This window comes from Bacillus sp. MYb78 (assembly GCF_002975115.1).
Lineage (GTDB): Bacteria > Bacillota > Bacilli > Bacillales > Bacillaceae_G > Bacillus_A > Bacillus_A cereus.
Map to the genome: position 1 here is coordinate 168,271 of NZ_PCOB01000007.1, position 20,332 is coordinate 188,602.

A 20,332-nucleotide genomic window follows, 5' to 3' on the forward strand; every position below is an offset into this window, starting at 1 on the left:
AGTGGAACACGGTAAATTAGTTGAATTTCTAGGTTTAACGTTCGATTTGTCATCAGTTATGATGGTTACTGTAGCAGCAGTTATTGTTTTCTTAATCGCTGTTATCGGAACTCGCAGCTTAGCCCTTCGCCCAACCGGGATGCAAAACTTCATGGAATGGGTGTTTGACTTCGTGAAAGGGATTATCAATAGTACGATGGACTGGAAAACAGGTGGACGTTTCTTAACGCTTGGCGTTACGCTTATCATGTTTATCATCGTATCGAACTTCCTTGGTTTACCATTCATGTATTCAGCAACTGAAGCTGGCGAACATATTGCATGGTGGAGGTCACCAACGTCTGATCCAGCAGTTACATTAACATTAGCCGTGATGGTAGTTACCCTCACCCATTATTATGGAATTAAGATGAAGGGTACGAAAGAGTATGTTAAAGGTTATTTCCAACCTATGAAATTCTTATTCCCATTAAAGGTTATTGAGGAGTTTGCTAACACATTAACGTTAGGTCTTCGTTTATTCGGTAACATTTATGCAGGTGAGATCTTATTAGGATTACTTGCTAAGTTAGGCGGGGCATCATTCCTTGGAGCATTAGGTGCGCTTGTACCAATGTTAGCATGGATGGGATTCAGTGTATTCGTTGGATCAATCCAAGCATTTATTTTCGTTATGTTAACGATGGTTTATATGGCTCATAAAGTAAGTCATGACCATTAATATAATTTAAGTAAGAAAAAATTTATTTTTTTATAATACAAAGGAGGACAAATTAAATGAGTTTAGGTGTAATCGCAGCTGCAATTGCAATTGGTTTATCAGCATTAGGTGCAGGTATTGGTAACGGTCTTATCGTATCACGTACAATCGAAGGTGTTGCTCGTCAACCAGAATTAAAAGGCGCACTTCAAACAATTATGTTCATCGGGGTTGCTTTAGTTGAGGCACTTCCAATCATCGGTGTAGTTATTGCATTCATCGTAATGAACAAATAAGGGAGACTCCCCTTACATAGATGGCGAAGAGTGTTTTTCCGAACTTTCTTCGCCATTGCTTTATGAACGAAACGTATGTCTTTTTTTTTCATATGATCAATTTAGATATTTTGAAGGGAGTGAATCCTTGTGCCAACTTTATTATTAGGAGCTGCCATTCCATTTGGAACGATTGCTTATACATTGTTCATTTTCTTAATTCTATTAGTAATGCTACGCAAATTTGCGTGGGGTCCTTTAATGGGAATTATGAAAGAACGTGAAGAGCATGTTACTAATGAAATCGACGCTGCAGAAAGAAGTAACGCTGAAGCGAAGAAGTTAGTAGAAGAACAACGTGAAATGTTAAAACAATCACGTGTTGAAGCACAAGAGTTAATCGAAAGAGCGAAAAAACAAGCTGTAGATCAAAAGGATGTTATTGTTGCTGCTGCGAAAGAAGAAGCAGAATCAATTAAAGCATCTGCTGTACAAGAAATTCAACGCGAAAAAGAGCAAGCGATTGCTGCTTTACAAGAACAAGTCGCTTCTTTATCTGTTCAAATTGCTTCTAAAGTAATTGAAAAAGAATTAAAAGAAGAAGATCAAGTTAAGTTAATTCGCGATTATATTAAAGAAGTAGGAGAAGCGCGATGAGCAATGGGATTGTAGCAAAACGTTATGCTGTCGCTCTTTTTAAAATTGCAAAAGAAAAACACGTATTAGAAATGTTTGAAGAAGAATTACGCCTTGTACAAAACGTTTATGTAAAGAACGGAGAACTACATAGCTTTTTAACGCAACCGAACATTTCAAAAGAGCAGAAGAAAACGTTTCTTGCAAACGTATTCGGATCTGTTTCTGAATCAATTTTAAATACGTTATATATTTTAATTGATAACAAGCGTATTGATATCTTACCTGAAATTGCAGATGAATATGTTGTTCTTGCTAATGAAGAACGTAACGTAGCGGATGCAACTGTATATTCTATTCGTCTTCTATCTGAAGAAGAGAAGCTTAACATTGCAGAAGCATTTGCAAAGAGAACGGGAAAAGATGCAATTCGCGTGAAAAATGTTGTAGATGAAGATTTACTAGGCGGAATTAAAGTACGCATTGGAAATCGCATTTATGACGGAAGTTTACAAGGAAAATTAGCACGTATTCAGCGTGAATTAATGAAGAATAGATAGGGGTGAAGCACATGAGCATCAGAGCTGAAGAAATTAGCGCACTGATAAAGCAACAAATCGAGAACTATCAGTCTGAAATCGAAGTTAGTGATGTTGGTACAGTTATCCAAGTTGGTGACGGTATTGCGCGTGCTCATGGTCTTGATAACGTTATGGCTGGTGAGCTTGTAGAGTTCTCTAACGGCGTTATGGGACTAGCACAAAACTTAGAGGAAAACAACGTAGGTATTATCATTTTAGGACCTTACACAGAAATCCGTGAAGGTGACGAAGTTCGTCGTACTGGTCGCATCATGCAAGTACCAGTAGGAAAAGAACTAATTGGTCGTGTTGTAAACCCATTAGGTCAACCAGTTGATGGTTTAGGCCCAATCAATACAACAAACACTCGTCCAATCGAAAGTCCAGCACCAGGTGTAATGGATCGTAAATCTGTTCATGAGCCACTTCAAACAGGTATTAAAGCGATCGACGCTCTTGTACCAATTGGCCGTGGTCAACGTGAGTTAATCATCGGTGACCGTCAAACTGGTAAAACAGCAGTTGCACTTGATACAATCATTAACCAAAAAGATGAAGATATGATTTGTATCTATGTAGCTATCGGACAAAAAGAATCAACTGTACGTAACGTAGTAGAAACACTACGTAAGCACGGTGCATTAGAGTACACAATCGTTGTAACTGCATCTGCTTCTCAACCAGCTCCATTATTATACTTAGCTCCTTATGCTGGTGTAACAATGGGTGAAGAGTTCATGTACAATGGTAAACACGTATTAGTAGTATATGATGACTTATCAAAACAAGCAGCGGCTTACCGTGAGCTGTCATTACTATTACGTCGTCCTCCAGGTCGTGAAGCTTATCCAGGGGATGTATTCTACTTACATTCTCGCTTATTAGAGCGTGCAGCAAAATTAAGTGATGCAAGAGGCGGCGGTTCTTTAACTGCACTACCTTTCATCGAAACACAAGCAGGGGACGTATCAGCATACATCCCAACAAACGTAATTTCTATTACGGATGGACAAATTTTCTTACAATCTGACCTATTCTTCTCTGGCGTACGTCCAGCGATCGATGCGGGTACTTCTGTATCTCGTGTAGGTGGATCTGCTCAGATTAAAGCAATGAGTAAAGTATCAGGTACACTTCGTCTTGACCTTGCATCTTACCGTGAGTTAGAAGCGTTCGCTCAGTTCGGTTCTGACCTTGATAAAGCAACTCAAGCGAAATTAAACCGTGGTGCTCGTACTGTTGAGGTATTAAAACAAGGATTACACAAACCGTTACGTGTAGAGAAACAAGTTATCATTCTTTACGCTTTAACACGTGGATTCCTAGATGATATCCCAGTAGTAGATATCACTCGTTTCGAAGAAGAATTCCATGCTTGGTTAGATTCTAATGCGACTGACTTATTAGAAGAAATCCGCACAACTAAGAAACTTGCGGATGACGACAAATTTGCAGCAGCAATTAACGGATTTAAAAAAGTATTCGTAGCTTCTGAATAATAATAAAAGTGAAGCCGACTGTTCAGCCTCATCGGCTAAGAGGCGGAACTAGATTAATAAAAGCGGAAGCGGCTCGTACAAGCCGCCGACGCTAGATAATATATAAGGCATCTCAGACTCTGAGATTGCTGACGGTTATGTAAAGGAAAAGAGTAGGTGCACCTATTCTTTTCCTTCAATCATGAGCAAGAATATCTTGCAACGTAGATTAGGAAGAGGATTCTTACTAATCGTGCCAACTTCCGGAAAAAAGGTGGTGAAAACCTGTGGCATCTTTACGCGATATAAAAGCGAAGATTACCTCGACAAAGAAAACGAGTCAAATTACGAAGGCGATGGAGATGGTATCTGCATCTAAGTTAAACCGTGCAGAGCAAAATGCTAAATCTTTCGTTCCGTATATGGAAAAGATTCAAGAAGTAGTAGCGAGCATTGCGCAAGGAAGTAAAGGAATTAATCATCCAATGCTAAATGCGCGTCCTGTAAAGCGTACAGGATACATCGTTATTACATCTGATCGCGGACTAGCAGGTGGTTATAACAGTAACGTATTACGTACAGTAAGTAACGTAATTCGTGAACGTCATAATATGGATTCAAATCAATATTCAATTATTGTACTTGGACGACTAGGACGTGATTATTTAAAACGTCGCGGCTTTAACATCATTGATGAAGTAGTTGGATTATCTGACCACCCATCATTTACTGATATTAAAGATCTTGCTTCTCGAGCAATTGCGATGTTCGCAGATGGTGCTTATGATGAGCTGTATATTTACTACAACCATTACGTAAGTAAAATTTCACAAGAAGTAACGGAAAATAAAATTTTACCGCTTACTGATGTGGCGTCTGACAAACCGACGACAGCTTATGAATTCGAACCTTCTGAAGAAGAAATTTTAAAAGTATTATTGCCACAATACGCAGAAAGCTTAGTGTACGGTGCATTACTAGATGGTAAAGCAAGTGAGCACGCAGCGCGTATGACAGCAATGAAGAGTGCTACAGACAACGCAATGGAAGTTATCGATTCACTTACACTTTCATTCAACCGTGCGCGTCAGGCAGCGATTACGCAAGAAATTACGGAAATCGTTGGTGGAGCAGCAGCGTTAGAATAGTATTAAAAGGCGTAAGCGGTTCGTTCAGAATGAGAGGGGGAGGGAGCTTTTGACGTAGAGGCGATTTGTGCCTCGTAGGAAAAAGCGAAGCCACCGAACATTCTAACCGCTGTAGCTAAACTAATAAAAAATTAAAAGCCGACTTCGCTTAGAAAGCTGGCTAATTAAAAGAAAGCTAGGAGGGAACCCGATGAATAAAGGGCGCGTTACGCAAATCATGGGTCCGGTTGTAGACGTTAAGTTTGATGGCGGAAAGCTACCAGAAATCTACAACGCCCTTACGGTAAAACAAAGCAACGAAAACGGAAGCATGAACTTAACATTTGAAGTTGCACTTCATTTAGGTGATGATACAGTTCGTACAGTTGCGATGTCTTCCACAGATGGACTTGTTCGTGGCACAGAAGTAGAAGATACTGGTAAAGCAATCTCTGTACCAGTTGGTGATGCAACACTTGGTCGTGTATTCAACGTATTAGGTGATGCAATTGACTTAGATGGTGAACTTCCTGCGGATGTACACCGTGATCCAATTCACCGTCAAGCACCTGCATTCGAAGAATTATCTACTAAAGTAGAAATTCTTGAAACTGGTATTAAAGTAGTAGACTTACTTGCTCCTTACATTAAGGGTGGTAAGATCGGCCTATTCGGTGGTGCCGGCGTAGGTAAAACAGTATTAATTCAGGAATTAATTAACAACATCGCACAAGAGCACGGTGGTATCTCTGTATTCGCTGGTGTAGGTGAGCGTACTCGTGAGGGTAATGACTTATACCATGAAATGAGCGATTCTGGCGTAATCAAGAAAACTGCGATGGTATTCGGACAAATGAATGAGCCACCTGGAGCACGTCAACGTGTTGCATTAACAGGTTTAACAATGGCTGAGCATTTCCGTGATGAGCAAGGACAAGACGTACTTCTGTTCATCGATAACATCTTCCGTTTCACGCAAGCTGGTTCTGAAGTATCTGCCCTTCTTGGTCGTATGCCATCTGCGGTAGGTTACCAACCAACACTTGCAACAGAAATGGGTCAATTACAAGAGCGTATTACATCTACAAATAAAGGGTCTATCACGTCTATCCAAGCGGTATATGTACCAGCCGATGACTATACTGACCCAGCACCAGCTACAACATTCGCTCACTTAGATGCAACAACAAACTTAGAGCGTCGTTTAACACAAATGGGTATTTACCCAGCCGTAGATCCATTAGCATCTACATCTCGTGCACTTTCTCCAGAAATCGTAGGAGAAGAGCATTATGAAGTAGCACGTCAAGTGCAGCAAACTTTACAACGTTACAAAGAACTTCAAGATATCATCGCTATCTTAGGTATGGATGAGTTATCTGAAGAAGATAAGTTAGTTGTACATCGTGCTCGTCGTATTCAATTCTTCTTATCTCAAAACTTCCACGTAGCTGAGCAGTTTACAGGTCAAAAAGGTTCTTACGTACCTGTAAAAAATACAGTTAGTGGCTTCAAAGAAATTCTAGAAGGAAAATATGATGACCTTCCAGAAGATGCATTCCGCCTTGTTGGTAGCATTGAAGAAGTTATTGAGAACGCGAAGAAAATGATGGCGTAAGGCCTTAGGAGGGACGAAGTATGAAGACATTTCCAGTCAGTATTGTAACTCCTGATGGACCGGTTTACGAAAAAGAAGTAGAAATGGTAAGTGTAAAAGCAGAGAGTGGGGAAATGGGGATCTTACCAGGTCACATTCCAACTGTTGCACCATTAAAAATTAGTGCGGTTCGTCTGAAAAATGGTGGACACACTGATTATGTAGCAGTAAGTGGTGGCTTTATCGAAGTTCGTCCAGATAAAGTAACTGTATTATCATCATCTGCTGAAGAAGCAAACCATATCGATATCCATCGTGCAAATGAAGCGAAGCGTCGCGCTGAGCAACGTATGCAAGACAAACAAGCACATGTTGACTTTAGACGTGCAGAAATGGCATTACAACGTGCTGTGAACCGTTTAAATGTTTCTGATATGAAGTAAAAAAATCCGTAAGGGCCTTGCCTTTACGGATTTTTTTTTGTGTATTTTATGGATAATTTTACAAAACTGGTATAATTATATTGATGCTTGTATAAGTAGAAGTGTACAACAATTTATATTTTATGAAGGGGATGAATCAATGGTCGGTGAAATGAAACGAGAAGCATTGTACTCTTTAAAGGGGAAATGGGGACTAGGTGTTGGATCAACGATTTTATATTTTATTTTAAGTTATGTCGTTTCGATGGCTGCAATGTTTATATTATTAATTCCAGGAATTATTATATTTTTCTTAGTTGTTAGCTTAGCTGGGTCAGTTGAGGCGGAAACGATGTCAATTGGAGCAGCTATTACATTTGGGATTTTCTATTGCATTATGATAATTTTGAGTAACGCATCGTATGGGATTACGTCATATGGTTATACAAATGTATTTTTACAGATTAGTAAACGAGAAGATGCTAAAGTAGATTACTTATTCGAAGGATTTCGTGGCTTTAAAAGAATGATGAAAACAATGTGGGCAATGCTTGCGATTTTGTTATATACAGGTACATGGATTCCGATGCTGTTAATAGGCTTATTTGCATTGTTAGGTGAAGAAGGGAATACGTCATTTGCAATAGCTTTCTTCGTACTATTAGCAATTTCAATTGTTGGTATGATTGTGATGTATTTTTCTTATGCACTGACGTACTATGTGATGATTGAAAATCCAGAATATAGTGTTTCGCAGGCGATGAAGGAAAGTAAGAATCTTATGAAGGGTCATAAGTTAGATTTGTTTCTTTTATGGCTGAGCTTCATAGGATGGGCTATTTTAGCGCTGCTTACTTTTGGAATAGGATTTCTTTGGCTTAGTCCGTATATGAGTACGACGACAGCACACTTTTATCGCTACATTTCAAAAGGTGAATTTCAATAGGAACATGCTATACTAATAGAATTATTGTGTATAGGAGGCGAGGCTACGCATGATTAGTGATTTAAAAGGAGAAGCACTAGATTCATTAGAAGGGAAATGGGGATTAGCTGTTGGAGCTACACTACTCATTTCAATTCTTATCACGGCTTTTAGTTTTAGTGTTGATTGGGGATTTTCTTTGATTTTCGGTTGGCAAAAAACAAATGGTTCACTTTCAACGAATATTCTTTCATTTTTTGTTACTGGACCGTTAACTTTAGGTGGATATTACCTTGGTTTAAATATCCTTCGTGAAAAGCAAGCTAGTATTGGTAATGTATTCATTTGGTTTTCAGAGGGAAAGAGATTTCTAAAATCATTTTTATTATATTTATTAGTAAATCTTTATCTTTTCTTATGGACGTTATTGTTCATTATTCCAGGTATTATTAAATCATTTTCTTATGCGATGACATACTTTATTATAAACGATCATCCTGAGTATTCACTGAACCAAGCTATTACAGAAAGTCGTCGTATGATGGATGGACATAAGATGGAGTATTTCATTTTATGTTTAAGTTTTATTGGCTGGTTTATATTAAGTTGTATTACGTTAGGGATTGGATTCTTATGGTTAATTCCATATTTCTATACGACATCTGCAGCTTTTTACGAAGAGATTGCAGAAGAATATTATGAGAAAAAAATTTAGCACTATAAAACCCCCAGTATGAATTATTTGTTCATACTGGGGGTTTTTTGTAGAAATTTTATAAATTGATTACTAGTAAGTGGTTTACTGAAATAGTAACCTTGCATATATTTACATTTATGTTTTTGCAGAAACTTAAGTTGTTTTTCGGTTTCAATTCCTTCGGCAACGACTGAAAGATTTAAAGTATTTGCGAGGGAAAGTATTGTAGAAACGATGGCTCGTTCTTCAGGACGATGATCAGCTAATTGTGTAAATTCTCTCGGTACTTTTAATGTGTCGATTGGAAAAATTGATAAATAAGCAAGAGAAGAATACCCAGTACCGAAGTCATCAATGGAAGTTTGGATACCGTACTCTTTTAATTGCTTCAGTCTCAATAACGTTTCTTTCTCGTCAATCATTGCAATTCTTTCTGTTAACTCAAGGGTTACATATTTTGGGTCGACTTGCACGTCGTTTAATATTTGTGAAATGTTTTCGATTAATTGATCTTGTCGGAATTCTTTTGCGGATAAATTAACACTTATTTTTAAATTTTGGTAGCCAAAGGTATGCCATATTTTTAATTGGAGACAAGCTTCTTGTAATACCCAATGTCCAAGTGGGACTACTTGTGGCGTCTCTTCTACAATTGGAATAAACTCACATGGTGAAATGTCACCTAATAGCGGGTGTTTCCATCGTATTAAAGCTTCAGCACCGATAATTTTATTTGTTGTCGTATCAATTTGTGGTTGATAAACGAGATAAAATTCTTTGTTTACTAAAGCGATTGGCAAATCTTTTTCAATTCGAGCTTTTCGTTCCATTTTTTTATATAGTTCTTTCGTGTAAAGAGAGCTACCGTTTTTTCCTTTATTCTTTGCTTCGTACATGGCCATATCAGCATGCTGCAAAATGGATAGCGCATCTTCACCTGCTTCAGGATATATTGCAATTCCGATGCTCGGTGAGATTTGTAAATGTTGATTTTCGATTTCAAATGGCTCATTCATGGCCGCTACAATCCTATCAGCTATTTTTTGGACATCTGGCTTTTTTTTGTAATTCTCGATAAGGATTGTGAACTCATCCCCAGCTAGCCGCGCGAGTTTCATATTTGATGTTGCTATTCTTTCGAGCCTTTTTGCTACTGCGATGAGCAATAGGTCTCCTACTCGATGACCGAGGGTATCATTAATAACTTTAAAACGGTCTAGGTCGAGAAACATAACAGCAAAAGGCTTTTTCGATATTTTTGCTCGCGCAATTGCCTGTTCTAAATGTTGATGAAATGCACGACGATTTGCAAGCTCTGTTAAAGTATCATGGTATGCTAGGAAGTTGATTTGTTCTTGTTGTTGTTTGCTTTCCGTAATATCTTTAATCATTAAATAAACCCCAGAAATTTTCTCCTTTAAAAAGATCGGTACGGCGGTAACGTGCAAGTAGTAAATATCTCTGTTTTTATGGTAAGCCCGTATTTCTAAAGAAATAGAATATCCCTTTTTCACGCGATGAAAGGCGTTAATCATTTCTTCTAAATCTTCTTCGTATATGAGTGAATAGTAAGGCTGGTTTAATAATTCATTCGTTTGATAACCGAGTAAAGTAGTACCAGCGTTATTTACTTTGAGAAAATTACCGTACAAATCTAATGTGAAAATTGGATCTGGATGATGCTCGTATAAAGATTTAAACATTTGTTGATTATGATAGAGTTCATTTTTCTGTTCTACTAAATCTTCTGTACGTAGTTTAATTTGTTTCTCGAGTTCTGAGTTGAATTGCATTTGAGCGATCAATAATATTTTATTTTGTTTTCGAACTAAACTATGACGTATGAGAACGAAAGAAAAAGTTATTATAAGTCCGATTACTATAATAGGCGCAAAAACGTATTCAACTAATATAAAAACAATAAGCATTACTACCGAAATATACGGTAATGATAATCGGATTGATTCGCCAATTTTAGGTGTTAGTAGTACTTGTTCTTGTTTTTCAGGCTTTTTTGTATGGAGAATACAGGCGATTGCTACTAGTACTAAGGTTACTTGATAGAAAGGAGTAACTGTAAACATAGAATACTCTGGTATGAAGTATTTTATATAAGCATAAATCGCATCTGTAGTAGCATATAAAATTAAAGCACTGCCAAGAAGTGCACCGACCTTTTTAGGTAATAAGGATAGTGGTTTGAATAAAAGGTTGATTCCTATTAAGAGAAAGAGTAAATCAGCCATTGGATAGGTAAGTTGAACAAATATGTCGATATAGGATGTTGTAAAGATATGAATAGTTCGTTCAATAAGTAAGTAGTAACTTAAAGTAAATTGGGCTGTAACGATAATACAAATATCACATAGCATAAAAAGTTTTTCTAATAAATCTCGGTTATAAATGATTTCGTATAGAAAGGCAAACGTAAAGCTAACTAAAAAAAGTAAGTAAAAAAAGTCAGATGGATCAACGAACGTATAGAAGTCCTTTACAATTAAACGCTGATAGGCAACGACTATATCACCGATAAAATAAGAGAGAGCTCCAACAGATAATATGATCCAAAATAAACGAGATAGTCCTTCTTTCATGTTTGAAAAATAAAGTATATAACTACAAGCGATAATATCAATTAATAGGGTGCTCGTTCCGATTAATAGCTGAAAAGGAAATGAGTATTCATATACAAAAGGCATTGCTACATAGTGAAGCGTTATAGACAGCAATACAATGCTTATAAGAATACTTACATGTGTTTGTTTTTTCATTTATATCACCTACGGTTTCTTGAAAAGCATATATAAGTTTTATATTTATTTTGCACAATTATAGCAAGTTGTAAAGATAGATTTTAATAATTCTTGTTTCTGTCTCCCAACATATCGACATAGGAATTTGAAGTTTGCTATAATGATTAGAATAGTTGTATTATTTAGAAAAATTTAAAAATAATAATTACTGCAACTAGGACATATTGTTTACTATGTGAACTTGTTCTTAATTTAGGGGGGAGGGTTTCACAATGGCAAGTGTATATGAAAATAGTTATATGATCGTTTTGATTTTCTTGCTATTAGGTATATTGCTGCCGGTAGTGGCTCTTACATTAGGAAGGATGCTGCGCCCAAATAAACCAAGTGCAGCAAAGGCGACGACGTATGAGAGTGGAATTGAGCCTTTTCATGATGCAAATATTCGGTTTCATGCTCGTTATTATATTTTCGCTTTATTGTTTGTGATCTTTGATGTAGAAACTTTATTTTTATATCCGTGGGCTGTTGCGTATGACAAGCTAGGTTTATTTGCATTAATTGAAATGCTCATCTTTGTTGTAATGTTGCTAGTTGGATTAGCGTATGCTTGGAAAAAGAAGGTGTTACAATGGTTATAAATTTTGAGGAATTACATCCAAATGAGCGAGCAGAATTAGAACGAAATATCTTTTTTTCTACATTGGAACAGTTGAAAGGATGGGCGAGGAGCAACTCTTTATGGCCGATGACATTCGGACTGGCATGCTGTGCAATTGAAATGATGGGGGTAGGCTCATCACATTACGATTTAGATCGATTTGGGTCATTTTTTCGAACTTCACCAAGGCAATCGGACGTCATGATTGTATCGGGAACAGTAACGAAGAAGATGGCTCCTATTGTTCGGCGTTTATATGATCAAATGCCCGAACCGAAATGGGTTATTGCGATGGGATCTTGTGCGACAGCAGGTGGTCCGTATGTAAATTCATATGCTGTTGTGAAAGGTGTAGACCAAATCGTACCAGTTGATGTGTATATTCCTGGTTGTCCCCCAAATCCGGCTGCTTTAATTTATGGAATTAATAAATTAAAAGAAAAAATTCGTTACGAAGCAAAGACCGGGAAGCAGGTGACGAATAAATGAGTAATCCAAACAAAGATTTAGAGGATTTGAAAAAAGAAGCAGCTAGGCGTGCAAAAGAAGAAGCGAGAAAACGCCTTGTAGCGAAACACGAGGCGGAAATAAGTGAGCTTGAGGCAGAAGATCAAGAAAAAGAGAAAGCGCTACCAAAAAATGATGATATTACTATAGAAGAAGCAAAACGACGTGCAGCAGCGGCAGCAAAAGCGAAAGCGGCAGCGTTAGCGAAGCAGAAAAGAGAAGGAACAGAAGAAGTAACGGAAGAAGAAAAAGCGAAAGCCAAGGCGAAGGCAGCAGCGGCAGCAAAAGCAAAAGCGGCAGCGTTAGCGAAGCAGAAAAGAGAAGGAACAGAAGAAGTAACGGAAGAAGAAAAAGCGAAAGTGAAGGCGAAGGCAGCAGCGGCAGCAAAAGCAAAAGCGGCAGCGTTAGCGAAGCAAAAAAGAGAAGGAACAGAAGAAGTAACGGAAGAAGAAAAAGCGAAAGCCAAGGCGAAGGCGGCAGCAGCTGCAAAAGCAAAAGCGGCGGCGTTAGCGAAACAGAAAAGAGAAGGGACAGAAGAAGTAACGGAAGAAGAAAAAGCGAAAGCCAAGGCAAAAGCGGCAGCATTAGCGAAGCAGAAAGCCTTGCAAGGTGATGGGGATTCGGGAGATGAAAAGGCCAAGGCAATTGCAGCGGCTGCAAGAGCGAAGACAAAGGGAGCTGAAGGTAAGAAAGAGGATGAGCCGAAGCAGGAAGAACCGTCCGTAAATCAACCACATTTAAATCAGTATGTTGAGGCTATTAGGGAGAAGTTAGGAAAGGGTGCATTAGTAGATTCCTATATTAATAAATTGTCAAAGGATGTGCCAACTCTTGTGGTGGATCCCGCAAAATATTATGAAGTGATGGAGTCACTGCGATTCCATGAGGGACTTGCTTTTGATTATATGTCAGAGCTACATGCGACGGATTTTGTGACACATATGGAAGTGTATGTTCATTTGTTTTCATATGGCAAGAAACGATCGGTAGCGGTGAAGGTAAAACTAGACCGGGAAGCGCCGCAAGTCGAGTCTGTGACAGCGCTTTGGAAAGGGGCTGACTGGCCGGAGAGAGAAGCGTACGATTTGCTAGGCATTGTATTTAAAGGGCATCCGAATTTAACGCGTATTTTAATGCCAGATGATTGGGTAGGATATCCGCTTAGAAAAGACTATGAACCGTATGATGTGGAGGTGTAGCTATGATCCGCACGGAAGAGATGCTTTTGAATGTAGGACCTCAGCATCCGAGTACACATGGTGTGTTCAGGCTCGTAATTAAGATTGACGGGGAAATTATTAAAGAAGCTACACCGGTTATTGGGTACTTGCATCGCGGGACGGAAAAGATTGCTGAGAGCTTACAGTATACGCAAATTATTCCTTATACAGATCGAATGGACTATTTATCAGCCATGACGAATAATTACGTCATTTGCCATGCTGTAGAGACGATGGTGGGACTTGAAATTCCAGAGCGTGCCGAATACTTGCGAGTACTTGCGATGGAGCTAGGAAGAATTGCGAGCCATCTCGTTTGGTGGGGGACGAATCTTCTTGATATAGGAGCGGTCAGCCCGTTTCTGTACGCGTTTCGTGAACGAGAGATGATTATAAATTTATTAAATGAATTATGTGGGGCACGGCTTACTTTTAACTATATGAGAGTTGGCGGTGTGAAGTGGGATGCGCCAGATGGTTGGATTGAAAAGGTGGAAGAGTTTGTTCCGTATATGAGGGAGCAATTAGCAGGTTATCATGATCTTGTTAGCGGTAATGAGATTTTCTTAAATCGTGTGAAAGGCGTTGGTATATATAGCGCGGAAGAAGCGATCTCGTATTCTTTAAGCGGAGCAAATTTGCGGTGCACCGGGGTAAACTGGGATCTTCGCAAAGATGAGCCGTATTCAATTTATGATCGTTTTGATTTTGATATTCCTGTTGGAAGCGTGGGAGATGCTTGGGATCGCTACGTTTGCCGAATGCAAGAAATCGAGGAGTCTTTAAAGATTGTTGAGCAAGCGGTTCAACAGTTCCCGAAAGATGGAGCTGTGCTGGCAAAAGTACCGAAAATTATTAAGGCACCTAAGGGAGAAGCGTTCGTACGTATAGAATCGCCGCGCGGAGAGATTGGTTGTTATATCGCAAGTGATGGAAAGAAAGAGCCGTACCGTTTGAAGTTTCGTAGACCATCTTTTTATAACTTGCAAATTTTACCGAAGTTATTAAAAGGTGAAAACATCGCTAATTTAATTACGATTTTAGGTGGAGTTGATATTGTACTTGGGGAGGTTGATGGCTAATGATTGAGACGCTCTTACAATCACCTTCAAGCTGGACGAATTTCTTCATTTTTTTCGGATTAGCGGTGCTTCTACTATTTGCAGTCCTTGGCTTCGTTACATATGGAATTTTGGCAGAACGGAAAGTGATGGGGTTTATGCAAGGGCGGATTGGACCAAACCAGGTTGGAGGCCGATTCGGTTTACTGCAAACGGTAGCTGATGTTTTAAAACTATTATTGAAAGAAGATAGTATTCCGAAAGCAGCAGATAAACCGCTGTTTATATTAGCACCTGTCATTGCATTTGCACCAGCATTTATGGTGCTTGCAGTTATCCCGTTCACTGATAAATTTCAATTTGCAGATATTGGAGTCGGGCTACTTTATTATATTGCTGTTTCCGGTATTACGACGATAGGTGTTGTAACTGGGGGATGGGCATCAAATAATAAATATTCCCTTTTAGGAGGGATGCGTGCGGCAGCGCAAATGATTTCTTATGAGATTCCGCTCGTAATGAGTGTAATTGGTATCGTTTTGCTAGCTGGTAGCCTGAATTTAAATGAGATTGTAGCGGCGCAGGAGAAGGTTTGGTACATTTTCGTACAGCCAATTGGCTTCGTTGTTTTCTTAATCGCAGCAGTGGCAGAGTTAAATAGGACACCATTCGATTTGCCAGAAGCGGAGTCAGAACTTGTTTCTGGATATCATACGGAATACTCAGGTTTTCGCTGGGCGTTTTTCATGCTTTCAGAGTACGTATATTTCTTCGGGATGGCATCGTTAATTACAGTGCTCTTTTTAGGCGGATGGAATCCAGTCATGTTTCTTGGATTTATCCCAGGTGCCGTATGGTTTGCTTTGAAATTTAGCAGTGTAGTCTTTCTATTAATTTGGTTCCGCGTCACGTTCCCACGTATAAGAGGTGACCAGTTAATGGAGTTTGGATGGAAAGTATTATTGCCGATTGCACTTGCAAATATTTTCTTAACGGCATTGATTAAGGAGTTATTCTTCTAATCTATGAGGGGGGTGCCAGTAAGAGATGAAAGGACTATTTAAAGGATTAAAATATACATTAAGTAATTTGAGCAAGAAGAAGGTAACGTATGATTATCCAAATCAGCCGTTGCCGTTGCCAGACCGTTTTCGGGGGATTCAAAAATTTTATCCGGAGAAATGTATTGTTTGTAATCAATGCTCTAACATTTGTCCGACAGACTGTATTCAGTTAACAGGAAAGAAACATCCAGATCCTACGAAAAAAGGAAAAATTATCGACACGTATGATATTAATTTTGAAATTTGTATTCTTTGTGATTTATGTACAGAAGTTTGCCCGACAGAGGCAATTGTCATGACAAATAACTTTGAACTCGCGGAATATTCACGTGATGACTTATTTAAAAATTTGCAGTGGCTTGACGAAAACGACGAAAACGTCAGGAAGGAGAATAAGGCATGAATGGCGAGTTTGTAGCATTCTTTATACTATCCTTGTCTGCAATTATCGGCGGTGTTCTTATGTTGAACTTAACGAAAGTTATGCACATGATGCTAGCTCTCGTTCTGACATTTCTCAGCATTGCAGGTTTGTATTTTCTTTTATCAGCTGAATTTATAGGCGTTGCACAAATTTTACTTTACTCTGGTGCAATCACAATTATTATGATTTTCGGCATTATGTTAACGAAACATAACGCGGAAAATGAATCGCGTCTTACTCTTCGAAAATGGATTATCTTCTTTGCAGTTGTAGCATTTGGAGCGGTTATGTATTTCGCTGTTAATAATGTTGATTTTGCAAATGAAAGCACACAAGGAAGTTTACCTCTCCATGAAAACAACACACTTCAAATCGGTACGCTTCTCTATTCAAAATATATTATTCCATTTGAACTAACTTCAGTTATTTTACTTGTAGCACTCGTTGGCGCGATTATACTTGCGAAAAAGGACGAGAAAGAGGAGGATTCCAATGAGTAGCGTTCCGGCTTCTGCATATTTAACACTTGCGATTATTTTGTTTTGCATCGGTCTATTTGGAGCTTTAACAAAGCGGAATACAGTAATCGTATTAGTTTGTATCGAATTAATGCTGAATGCTGCCAATTTAAACTTAGTGGCGTTTAGTAAATTAGGCCTATTTCCGAATTTAACAGGTCAAATTTTCTCACTGTTTACGATGGCTGTAGCGGCAGCAGAAGCGGCGGTAGGACTCGCTATTTTAATTGCTTTGTATCGTAATCGTACGACAGTTCAGGTGGATGAAATGGATACGCTCAAAGGATAGCATTGTGACCGAAAAAGGGGGAAGGAAACAATGATCGATTATGCATGGCTCATACCGCTTTTCCCACTCGTTTCGTTTTTGTTACTTATTATATTCGGGAAGAAAATTAGAGAAGGAAGCAGCGTACTTAGTATTTTTTTCGTCTTTCTCTCCTTTATACTTGCGGTACTTGTGTTAATAGAAAGGTTTTCAGAAGCAAGCGTGAAGCATAAGTGGGTGTGGCTTAGAGCTGGAGATGTGGATATATCATTCGGCTTTGAGGTGACTGCATTAGGAGCTTTAATGTTATTTATCGTTACGCTTGTGAGTCTGCTTGTACATGTGTATTCGAAAGGTTATATGAAAGGTGATGAACGATTACCAACCTTTTACGCATATTTAGGACTCTTTACATTTGCGATGTTAGGGCTTGTTATATCAACGAATTTATTACAGCTTTATATATTTTGGGAATTAGTTGGCCTTGGCTCATTTTTACTTATCGGTTTTTATTTCTTTAAAGAAGAAGCGAAGGCTGCTGCAAAAAAGGCTTTTATTATGACCCGTATTGGGGATGTTGGTTTATTTATCGGGATGATTTTAATTTTTTGGTACGCAGGTAGTTTTGAATATGACGCAATATTTAGGGCGATTTATACAGGGGATTTACCTCCTTACATGATTACGATAACAGCGATATTAATTTTTATCGGGGCGATGGGGAAATCAGGTCAGTTCCCGCTTCATACGTGGTTGCCAGATGCAATGGAGGGGCCAACGCCTGTTTCGGCACTTATTCACGCCGCGACGATGGTTGCAGCAGGCGTATATTTAGTAGCGACGATGTTCCCTCTATTTTCAGCAAGTACAGTGGCGATGCAGACCGTGGCAATCGTTGGAGCTTTCACTGCAATCTTTGCGGCCTCTATCGGTCTCGTGCAAACAGATATAAAGAGAGTACTTGCTTATTCTACAGTTAGCCAGCTTGGATATATGATGCTTGCGTTAGGTTCTGCAGGTTATGTAGCTGGCGTCTTCCATTTAACGACACATGCTTTTTTTAAAGCACTACTATTTTTGGCAGCAGGAAGTGTAATTCATGCAGTGCATACGCAAAACATTAATAAAATGGGCGGTTTACAGAAGAAGATGAAAGTAACTGGTACGCTATTTCTAATAGGTACCCTTGCCATTAGCGGTGTTCCGCTCCTTTCCGGTTTTTTCAGCAAAGATGAAATTTTAGCGGCGACTTGGATGAATGGCAATTACGTTTTATTTACTTTAGCAGTAATTGCGGCGTTTTTGACAGCGTTTTATATGTTCCGCCTATACTTTCTTGTCTTTACCGGAGAAACGAAGACGAAGGAAGATGTGCATGAGTCGCCCCGCGTTATGACGTATCCAATGATTGTTCTCGGCGTTCTCGCAGTAGTGGCAGGATATATAAATACACCATGGTTCGGTACGTTTCTCGGAGATTGGTTGACGAAAGATGTAGGGTTCAAGGTTGAAGAAGCGCATGGGCCAGTTTGGATTATGATTGTTGCGACGCTCGTTTCATTTGCGGGAATCGCTCTTGCATATTTCATATATGGCAAGAAATCAATTTCTAGAGATTGGGCTGGGGGTACGGAAACCTCGCTTTATAATCTTTTGAAAGAAAAATATTATGTGGATGAACTATACAACATGACGGTGATCCCTATTACGAAAGGAATCGCTCATGTGCTTCGCTTATTTGAAGTGTATGTAGTCGAGGGAATTGCAGTTTTAATTGGAAGCGTAGTTAAAGGCACAAGTAATCTTGGATCGAAACTTCAAAACGGGAATGTACAAGTGTACGGTACTGTAACGGCGGTTTCGCTCGCTGTACTCGTCATTATTTTGCTCTATACAGGAGGGGATTTACGATGAATGATTTGTTGTTAACGTTCTTCATTTTTTCCCCGCTTTTAGGAATTTTATTGCTTGTATTAACACCGAAAAAGGAATTGCGTACAGTGCGGGCGCTTGGTTTATTTGGGACGGCACTTCCATTTGGAATCGCTATCGTCCTCGCTTGTACATATGCTTCTGGAAAGAGTTTGTCACTATTTGATGAAAAGGTGAAATGGATTAAGTTCGGAGATTTTACAGCGGTAGATAAAAGGTGGTTTTCTATTTATTACGAGCTCGGTATTGATGGTTTGTCGCTTGTTATGATGGTGTTGACGGCTCTTCTAGCGATGCTCGCAGCAATTGCAGCCTTTTCTATTAAAAGAAATTTAAAAGCATTTTATATGCTGTTACTCATGCTAGAAATAGGGATGCTCGGCGTCTTTGCTGCTCAAAATCTAATGTTGTTTTTTATCTTCTTTGAAATTACGTTGCCACCAATGTTCTTATTGATTGGGAAGTGGGGAAAATTGTCGAGCGAAAAGGCTGCGTATAGTTATTTAATATATAACGGTATTGGCTCAGCTGTTTTGCTCATTGTTTTCTCAATTTTGTTCGCGAAAACAGGTACAACAAATATTGTGGAGCTGAAAGAGATATTAAGAAGCGTAAGTGCAGAAGGAGAACTCATCATCCCAAGTAGCTTGCAGCTTGGTGTATTTATTTCCATAATGATTGCCTTTGCAATTAAACTACCTGTTTTTCCGTTGCACCGTTGGATGGTCAATGTGCACATAGAAGCGCATCCAGCTGTAGTTATGCTTCATGCTGGAGTTTTGTTAAAGATTGGAGCATACGGTATTATTCGCTTTGGAAAAGGGCTATTCCCGGAATATTTTCACGATGTTGCAACGCTAATTGCGATATTAGGTGTAATTAATTTATTATACGGTGCCTTTTTAGCGCTCATCCAAACGGACTTTAGGAAAGTACTGGCTTACTCTAGTATTTCGCATATGGGAATTGTGTTAATGGGACTTGCGTCACTTAATGCACCGGGTACACAAGGGGCGTTATTTCAGGTTGTATCGCACGGTTTAATTGCAGCCTTGCTGTTTTTCTTACTCGGTGTTATAGAACAACGTTTCGGAACATCAGAAATTACAGCGCTTGGTGGACTCGCAAAAAGTGTCCCAGTACTTAGTGGCTTCTTCTTAGCAGGAGGAATGGCATCGCTTGGATTACCAGGGATGTCTGGGTTTGTTAGCGAATTTCTTGCCTTTCTCGGTTTATTTCAAGGAGAGCCCGTCATTGCTGCAGTCGGTGTGATTGGCATCATTTTAACTGCTGTATACGTATTAAGAGCGACACTTCAAGTGACATTTGGAAAGAAAGAGTGGGAAGCAAAGTCTGATATACACGGATGGGAGTACGTCCCTGTTTTACTACTTATCTTTTGTATTATTGTAATTGGAGTTATGCCAGAGATACTAGGGGATCCGCTTCAAAATACATTGAAAACATTGGGGGTGAAGTAGGATGG

Annotated in this window: 21 protein-coding genes; 20 read left to right on the forward strand and 1 reads right to left on the reverse strand. The window is 39.0% G+C overall.

From position 1 onward, the window contains the following. The first annotated feature begins 1 nt into the window (after nt 1). The 10 genes from atpB to CQ064_RS16435 all read left to right on the forward strand — a co-directional run bounded on the left by atpB (nt 2) and on the right by CQ064_RS16435 (nt 8,456). Nucleotides 2-721 (forward strand): F0F1 ATP synthase subunit A, encoded by a 720-nt coding sequence (gene atpB, locus CQ064_RS16385; RefSeq protein ID WP_000399870.1) that lies wholly within the window; start codon nt 2-4, stop codon nt 719-721. A 56-nt stretch (nt 722-777) separates the two neighbouring features. Continuing rightward, nucleotides 778-996, forward strand: coding sequence for a F0F1 ATP synthase subunit C (atpE, locus tag CQ064_RS16390; RefSeq protein ID WP_000052064.1), 219 nt, complete (start codon nt 778-780; stop codon nt 994-996). Between the two features lie 129 nt (nt 997-1,125). Next, complete coding sequence (atpF, locus tag CQ064_RS16395; RefSeq protein WP_001142615.1) at nt 1,126-1,632, forward strand: F0F1 ATP synthase subunit B; 507 nt, start codon at nt 1,126-1,128, stop codon at nt 1,630-1,632. Next, on the forward strand, nt 1,629-2,171 hold the full coding sequence (atpH, locus tag CQ064_RS16400) for a F0F1 ATP synthase subunit delta (protein WP_000064682.1): 543 nt from the start codon (nt 1,629-1,631) through the stop codon (nt 2,169-2,171). The genes atpF and atpH overlap by 4 nt, the downstream gene beginning before the upstream one ends. A gap of 11 nt (nt 2,172-2,182) precedes the next feature. Next, a complete protein-coding gene (gene atpA / locus CQ064_RS16405) occupies nt 2,183-3,691 on the forward strand; it encodes a F0F1 ATP synthase subunit alpha (protein WP_000027521.1) in 1,509 nt (502 codons plus the stop codon). Nucleotides 3,692-3,957: 266 nt separating this feature from the next. Continuing rightward, nucleotides 3,958-4,818 carry a F0F1 ATP synthase subunit gamma gene (atpG, locus tag CQ064_RS16410; protein WP_000157703.1) on the forward strand — a complete coding sequence of 287 codons (861 nt, stop codon included), beginning with the start codon at nt 3,958-3,960 and terminating at the stop codon, nt 4,816-4,818. A 190-nt stretch (nt 4,819-5,008) separates the two neighbouring features. After that, on the forward strand, nt 5,009-6,415 hold the full coding sequence (gene atpD, locus CQ064_RS16420; protein WP_001032596.1) for a F0F1 ATP synthase subunit beta: 1,407 nt from the start codon (nt 5,009-5,011) through the stop codon (nt 6,413-6,415). Nucleotides 6,416-6,435: 20 nt separating this feature from the next. Next, entirely contained in the window at nt 6,436-6,837 is a 402-nt protein-coding gene (gene atpC / locus CQ064_RS16425; RefSeq protein ID WP_000847215.1) for a F0F1 ATP synthase subunit epsilon, read from the forward strand. Between the two features lie 139 nt (nt 6,838-6,976). After that, nucleotides 6,977-7,762 (forward strand): DUF975 family protein, encoded by a 786-nt coding sequence (locus tag CQ064_RS16430; protein ID WP_000232674.1) that lies wholly within the window; start codon nt 6,977-6,979, stop codon nt 7,760-7,762. A gap of 49 nt (nt 7,763-7,811) precedes the next feature. Further along, entirely contained in the window at nt 7,812-8,456 is a 645-nt protein-coding gene (locus CQ064_RS16435; RefSeq protein WP_000622462.1) for a DUF975 family protein, read from the forward strand. Between the two features lie 23 nt (nt 8,457-8,479). Here CQ064_RS16435 and CQ064_RS16440 read toward each other — a convergent pair whose 3' ends face one another. Then, nucleotides 8,480-11,209 carry an EAL domain-containing protein gene (locus CQ064_RS16440; protein WP_000745010.1) on the reverse strand — a complete coding sequence of 910 codons (2,730 nt, stop codon included), beginning with the start codon at nt 11,207-11,209 and terminating at the stop codon, nt 8,480-8,482. Nucleotides 11,210-11,463: 254 nt separating this feature from the next. Between CQ064_RS16440 and nuoA the strand changes: the two genes are divergently transcribed. Genes nuoA through CQ064_RS16490 form a run of 10 tightly spaced genes read left to right on the forward strand, consistent with a single transcriptional unit; the run spans nt 11,464 to nt 20,327 of the window. Then, entirely contained in the window at nt 11,464-11,832 is a 369-nt protein-coding gene (gene nuoA / locus CQ064_RS16445) for an NADH-quinone oxidoreductase subunit NuoA (RefSeq protein ID WP_000179273.1), read from the forward strand. After that, nucleotides 11,823-12,341, forward strand: a complete 519-nt coding sequence (gene nuoB / locus CQ064_RS16450) for an NADH-quinone oxidoreductase subunit NuoB (protein ID WP_000236331.1) — start codon at nt 11,823-11,825, stop codon at nt 12,339-12,341. The genes nuoA and nuoB overlap by 10 nt, the downstream gene beginning before the upstream one ends. Next, nucleotides 12,338-13,558 (forward strand): NADH-quinone oxidoreductase subunit C, encoded by a 1,221-nt coding sequence (locus CQ064_RS16455; protein ID WP_000070250.1) that lies wholly within the window; start codon nt 12,338-12,340, stop codon nt 13,556-13,558. Before nuoB ends, CQ064_RS16455 begins: the two co-directional genes overlap by 4 nt. A 2-nt stretch (nt 13,559-13,560) precedes the next feature. Beyond that, nucleotides 13,561-14,661 (forward strand): NADH-quinone oxidoreductase subunit NuoD, encoded by a 1,101-nt coding sequence (nuoD, locus tag CQ064_RS16460; protein WP_000621461.1) that lies wholly within the window; start codon nt 13,561-13,563, stop codon nt 14,659-14,661. Next, nucleotides 14,661-15,662: an NADH-quinone oxidoreductase subunit NuoH gene (gene nuoH / locus CQ064_RS16465; RefSeq protein WP_000573426.1), complete on the forward strand. Its 1,002-nt coding sequence runs from the start codon at nt 14,661-14,663 to the stop codon at nt 15,660-15,662. The genes nuoD and nuoH overlap by 1 nt, the downstream gene beginning before the upstream one ends. A 25-nt stretch (nt 15,663-15,687) precedes the next feature. Beyond that, nucleotides 15,688-16,107, forward strand: a complete 420-nt coding sequence (gene nuoI, locus CQ064_RS16470) for an NADH-quinone oxidoreductase subunit NuoI (RefSeq protein WP_000677191.1) — start codon at nt 15,688-15,690, stop codon at nt 16,105-16,107. Continuing rightward, the gene (locus CQ064_RS16475; RefSeq protein ID WP_001012812.1) at nt 16,104-16,628 is read left to right on the forward strand and encodes an NADH-quinone oxidoreductase subunit J; all 525 of its coding nucleotides are present in this window, start codon (nt 16,104-16,106) and stop codon (nt 16,626-16,628) included. Before nuoI ends, CQ064_RS16475 begins: the two co-directional genes overlap by 4 nt. Further along, the gene (gene nuoK, locus CQ064_RS16480) at nt 16,621-16,935 is read left to right on the forward strand and encodes an NADH-quinone oxidoreductase subunit NuoK (RefSeq protein WP_000100079.1); all 315 of its coding nucleotides are present in this window, start codon (nt 16,621-16,623) and stop codon (nt 16,933-16,935) included. Before CQ064_RS16475 ends, nuoK begins: the two co-directional genes overlap by 8 nt. Nucleotides 16,936-16,965: 30 nt before the next feature. Then, nucleotides 16,966-18,828, forward strand: coding sequence for an NADH-quinone oxidoreductase subunit L (gene nuoL, locus CQ064_RS16485; RefSeq protein ID WP_000568236.1), 1,863 nt, complete (start codon nt 16,966-16,968; stop codon nt 18,826-18,828). Further along, a complete protein-coding gene (locus CQ064_RS16490) occupies nt 18,825-20,327 on the forward strand; it encodes an NADH-quinone oxidoreductase subunit M (RefSeq protein ID WP_000998943.1) in 1,503 nt (500 codons plus the stop codon). Before nuoL ends, CQ064_RS16490 begins: the two co-directional genes overlap by 4 nt. Nucleotides 20,328-20,332 lie beyond the last annotated feature (5 nt).

Bases quoted from the DNA above. Each gene is read 5' to 3' on its own strand.
- nuoL (WP_000568236.1), top strand. From the start codon at position 16,966: ATGATCGATTATGCATGGCTCATACCGCTTTTCCCACTCGTTTCGTTT.
- CQ064_RS16455 (WP_000070250.1), top strand. From the start codon at position 12,338: ATGAGTAATCCAAACAAAGATTTAGAGGATTTGAAAAAAGAAGCAGCT.
- nuoA (WP_000179273.1), top strand. From the start codon at position 11,464: ATGGCAAGTGTATATGAAAATAGTTATATGATCGTTTTGATTTTCTTG.
- atpD (WP_001032596.1), top strand. From the start codon at position 5,009: ATGAATAAAGGGCGCGTTACGCAAATCATGGGTCCGGTTGTAGACGTT.
- nuoK (WP_000100079.1), top strand. From the start codon at position 16,621: ATGAGTAGCGTTCCGGCTTCTGCATATTTAACACTTGCGATTATTTTG.
- atpA (WP_000027521.1), top strand. From the start codon at position 2,183: ATGAGCATCAGAGCTGAAGAAATTAGCGCACTGATAAAGCAACAAATC.
- nuoI (WP_000677191.1), top strand. From the start codon at position 15,688: ATGAAAGGACTATTTAAAGGATTAAAATATACATTAAGTAATTTGAGC.
- atpC (WP_000847215.1), top strand. From the start codon at position 6,436: ATGAAGACATTTCCAGTCAGTATTGTAACTCCTGATGGACCGGTTTAC.
- CQ064_RS16490 (WP_000998943.1), top strand. From the start codon at position 18,825: ATGAATGATTTGTTGTTAACGTTCTTCATTTTTTCCCCGCTTTTAGGA.
- CQ064_RS16475 (WP_001012812.1), top strand. From the start codon at position 16,104: ATGAATGGCGAGTTTGTAGCATTCTTTATACTATCCTTGTCTGCAATT.
- CQ064_RS16435 (WP_000622462.1), top strand. From the start codon at position 7,812: ATGATTAGTGATTTAAAAGGAGAAGCACTAGATTCATTAGAAGGGAAA.
- nuoD (WP_000621461.1), top strand. From the start codon at position 13,561: ATGATCCGCACGGAAGAGATGCTTTTGAATGTAGGACCTCAGCATCCG.
- CQ064_RS16430 (WP_000232674.1), top strand. From the start codon at position 6,977: ATGGTCGGTGAAATGAAACGAGAAGCATTGTACTCTTTAAAGGGGAAA.
- atpE (WP_000052064.1), top strand. From the start codon at position 778: ATGAGTTTAGGTGTAATCGCAGCTGCAATTGCAATTGGTTTATCAGCA.
- CQ064_RS16440 (WP_000745010.1), bottom strand. From the start codon at position 11,209: ATGAAAAAACAAACACATGTAAGTATTCTTATAAGCATTGTATTGCTG.
- atpH (WP_000064682.1), top strand. From the start codon at position 1,629: ATGAGCAATGGGATTGTAGCAAAACGTTATGCTGTCGCTCTTTTTAAA.
- nuoH (WP_000573426.1), top strand. From the start codon at position 14,661: ATGATTGAGACGCTCTTACAATCACCTTCAAGCTGGACGAATTTCTTC.
- nuoB (WP_000236331.1), top strand. From the start codon at position 11,823: ATGGTTATAAATTTTGAGGAATTACATCCAAATGAGCGAGCAGAATTA.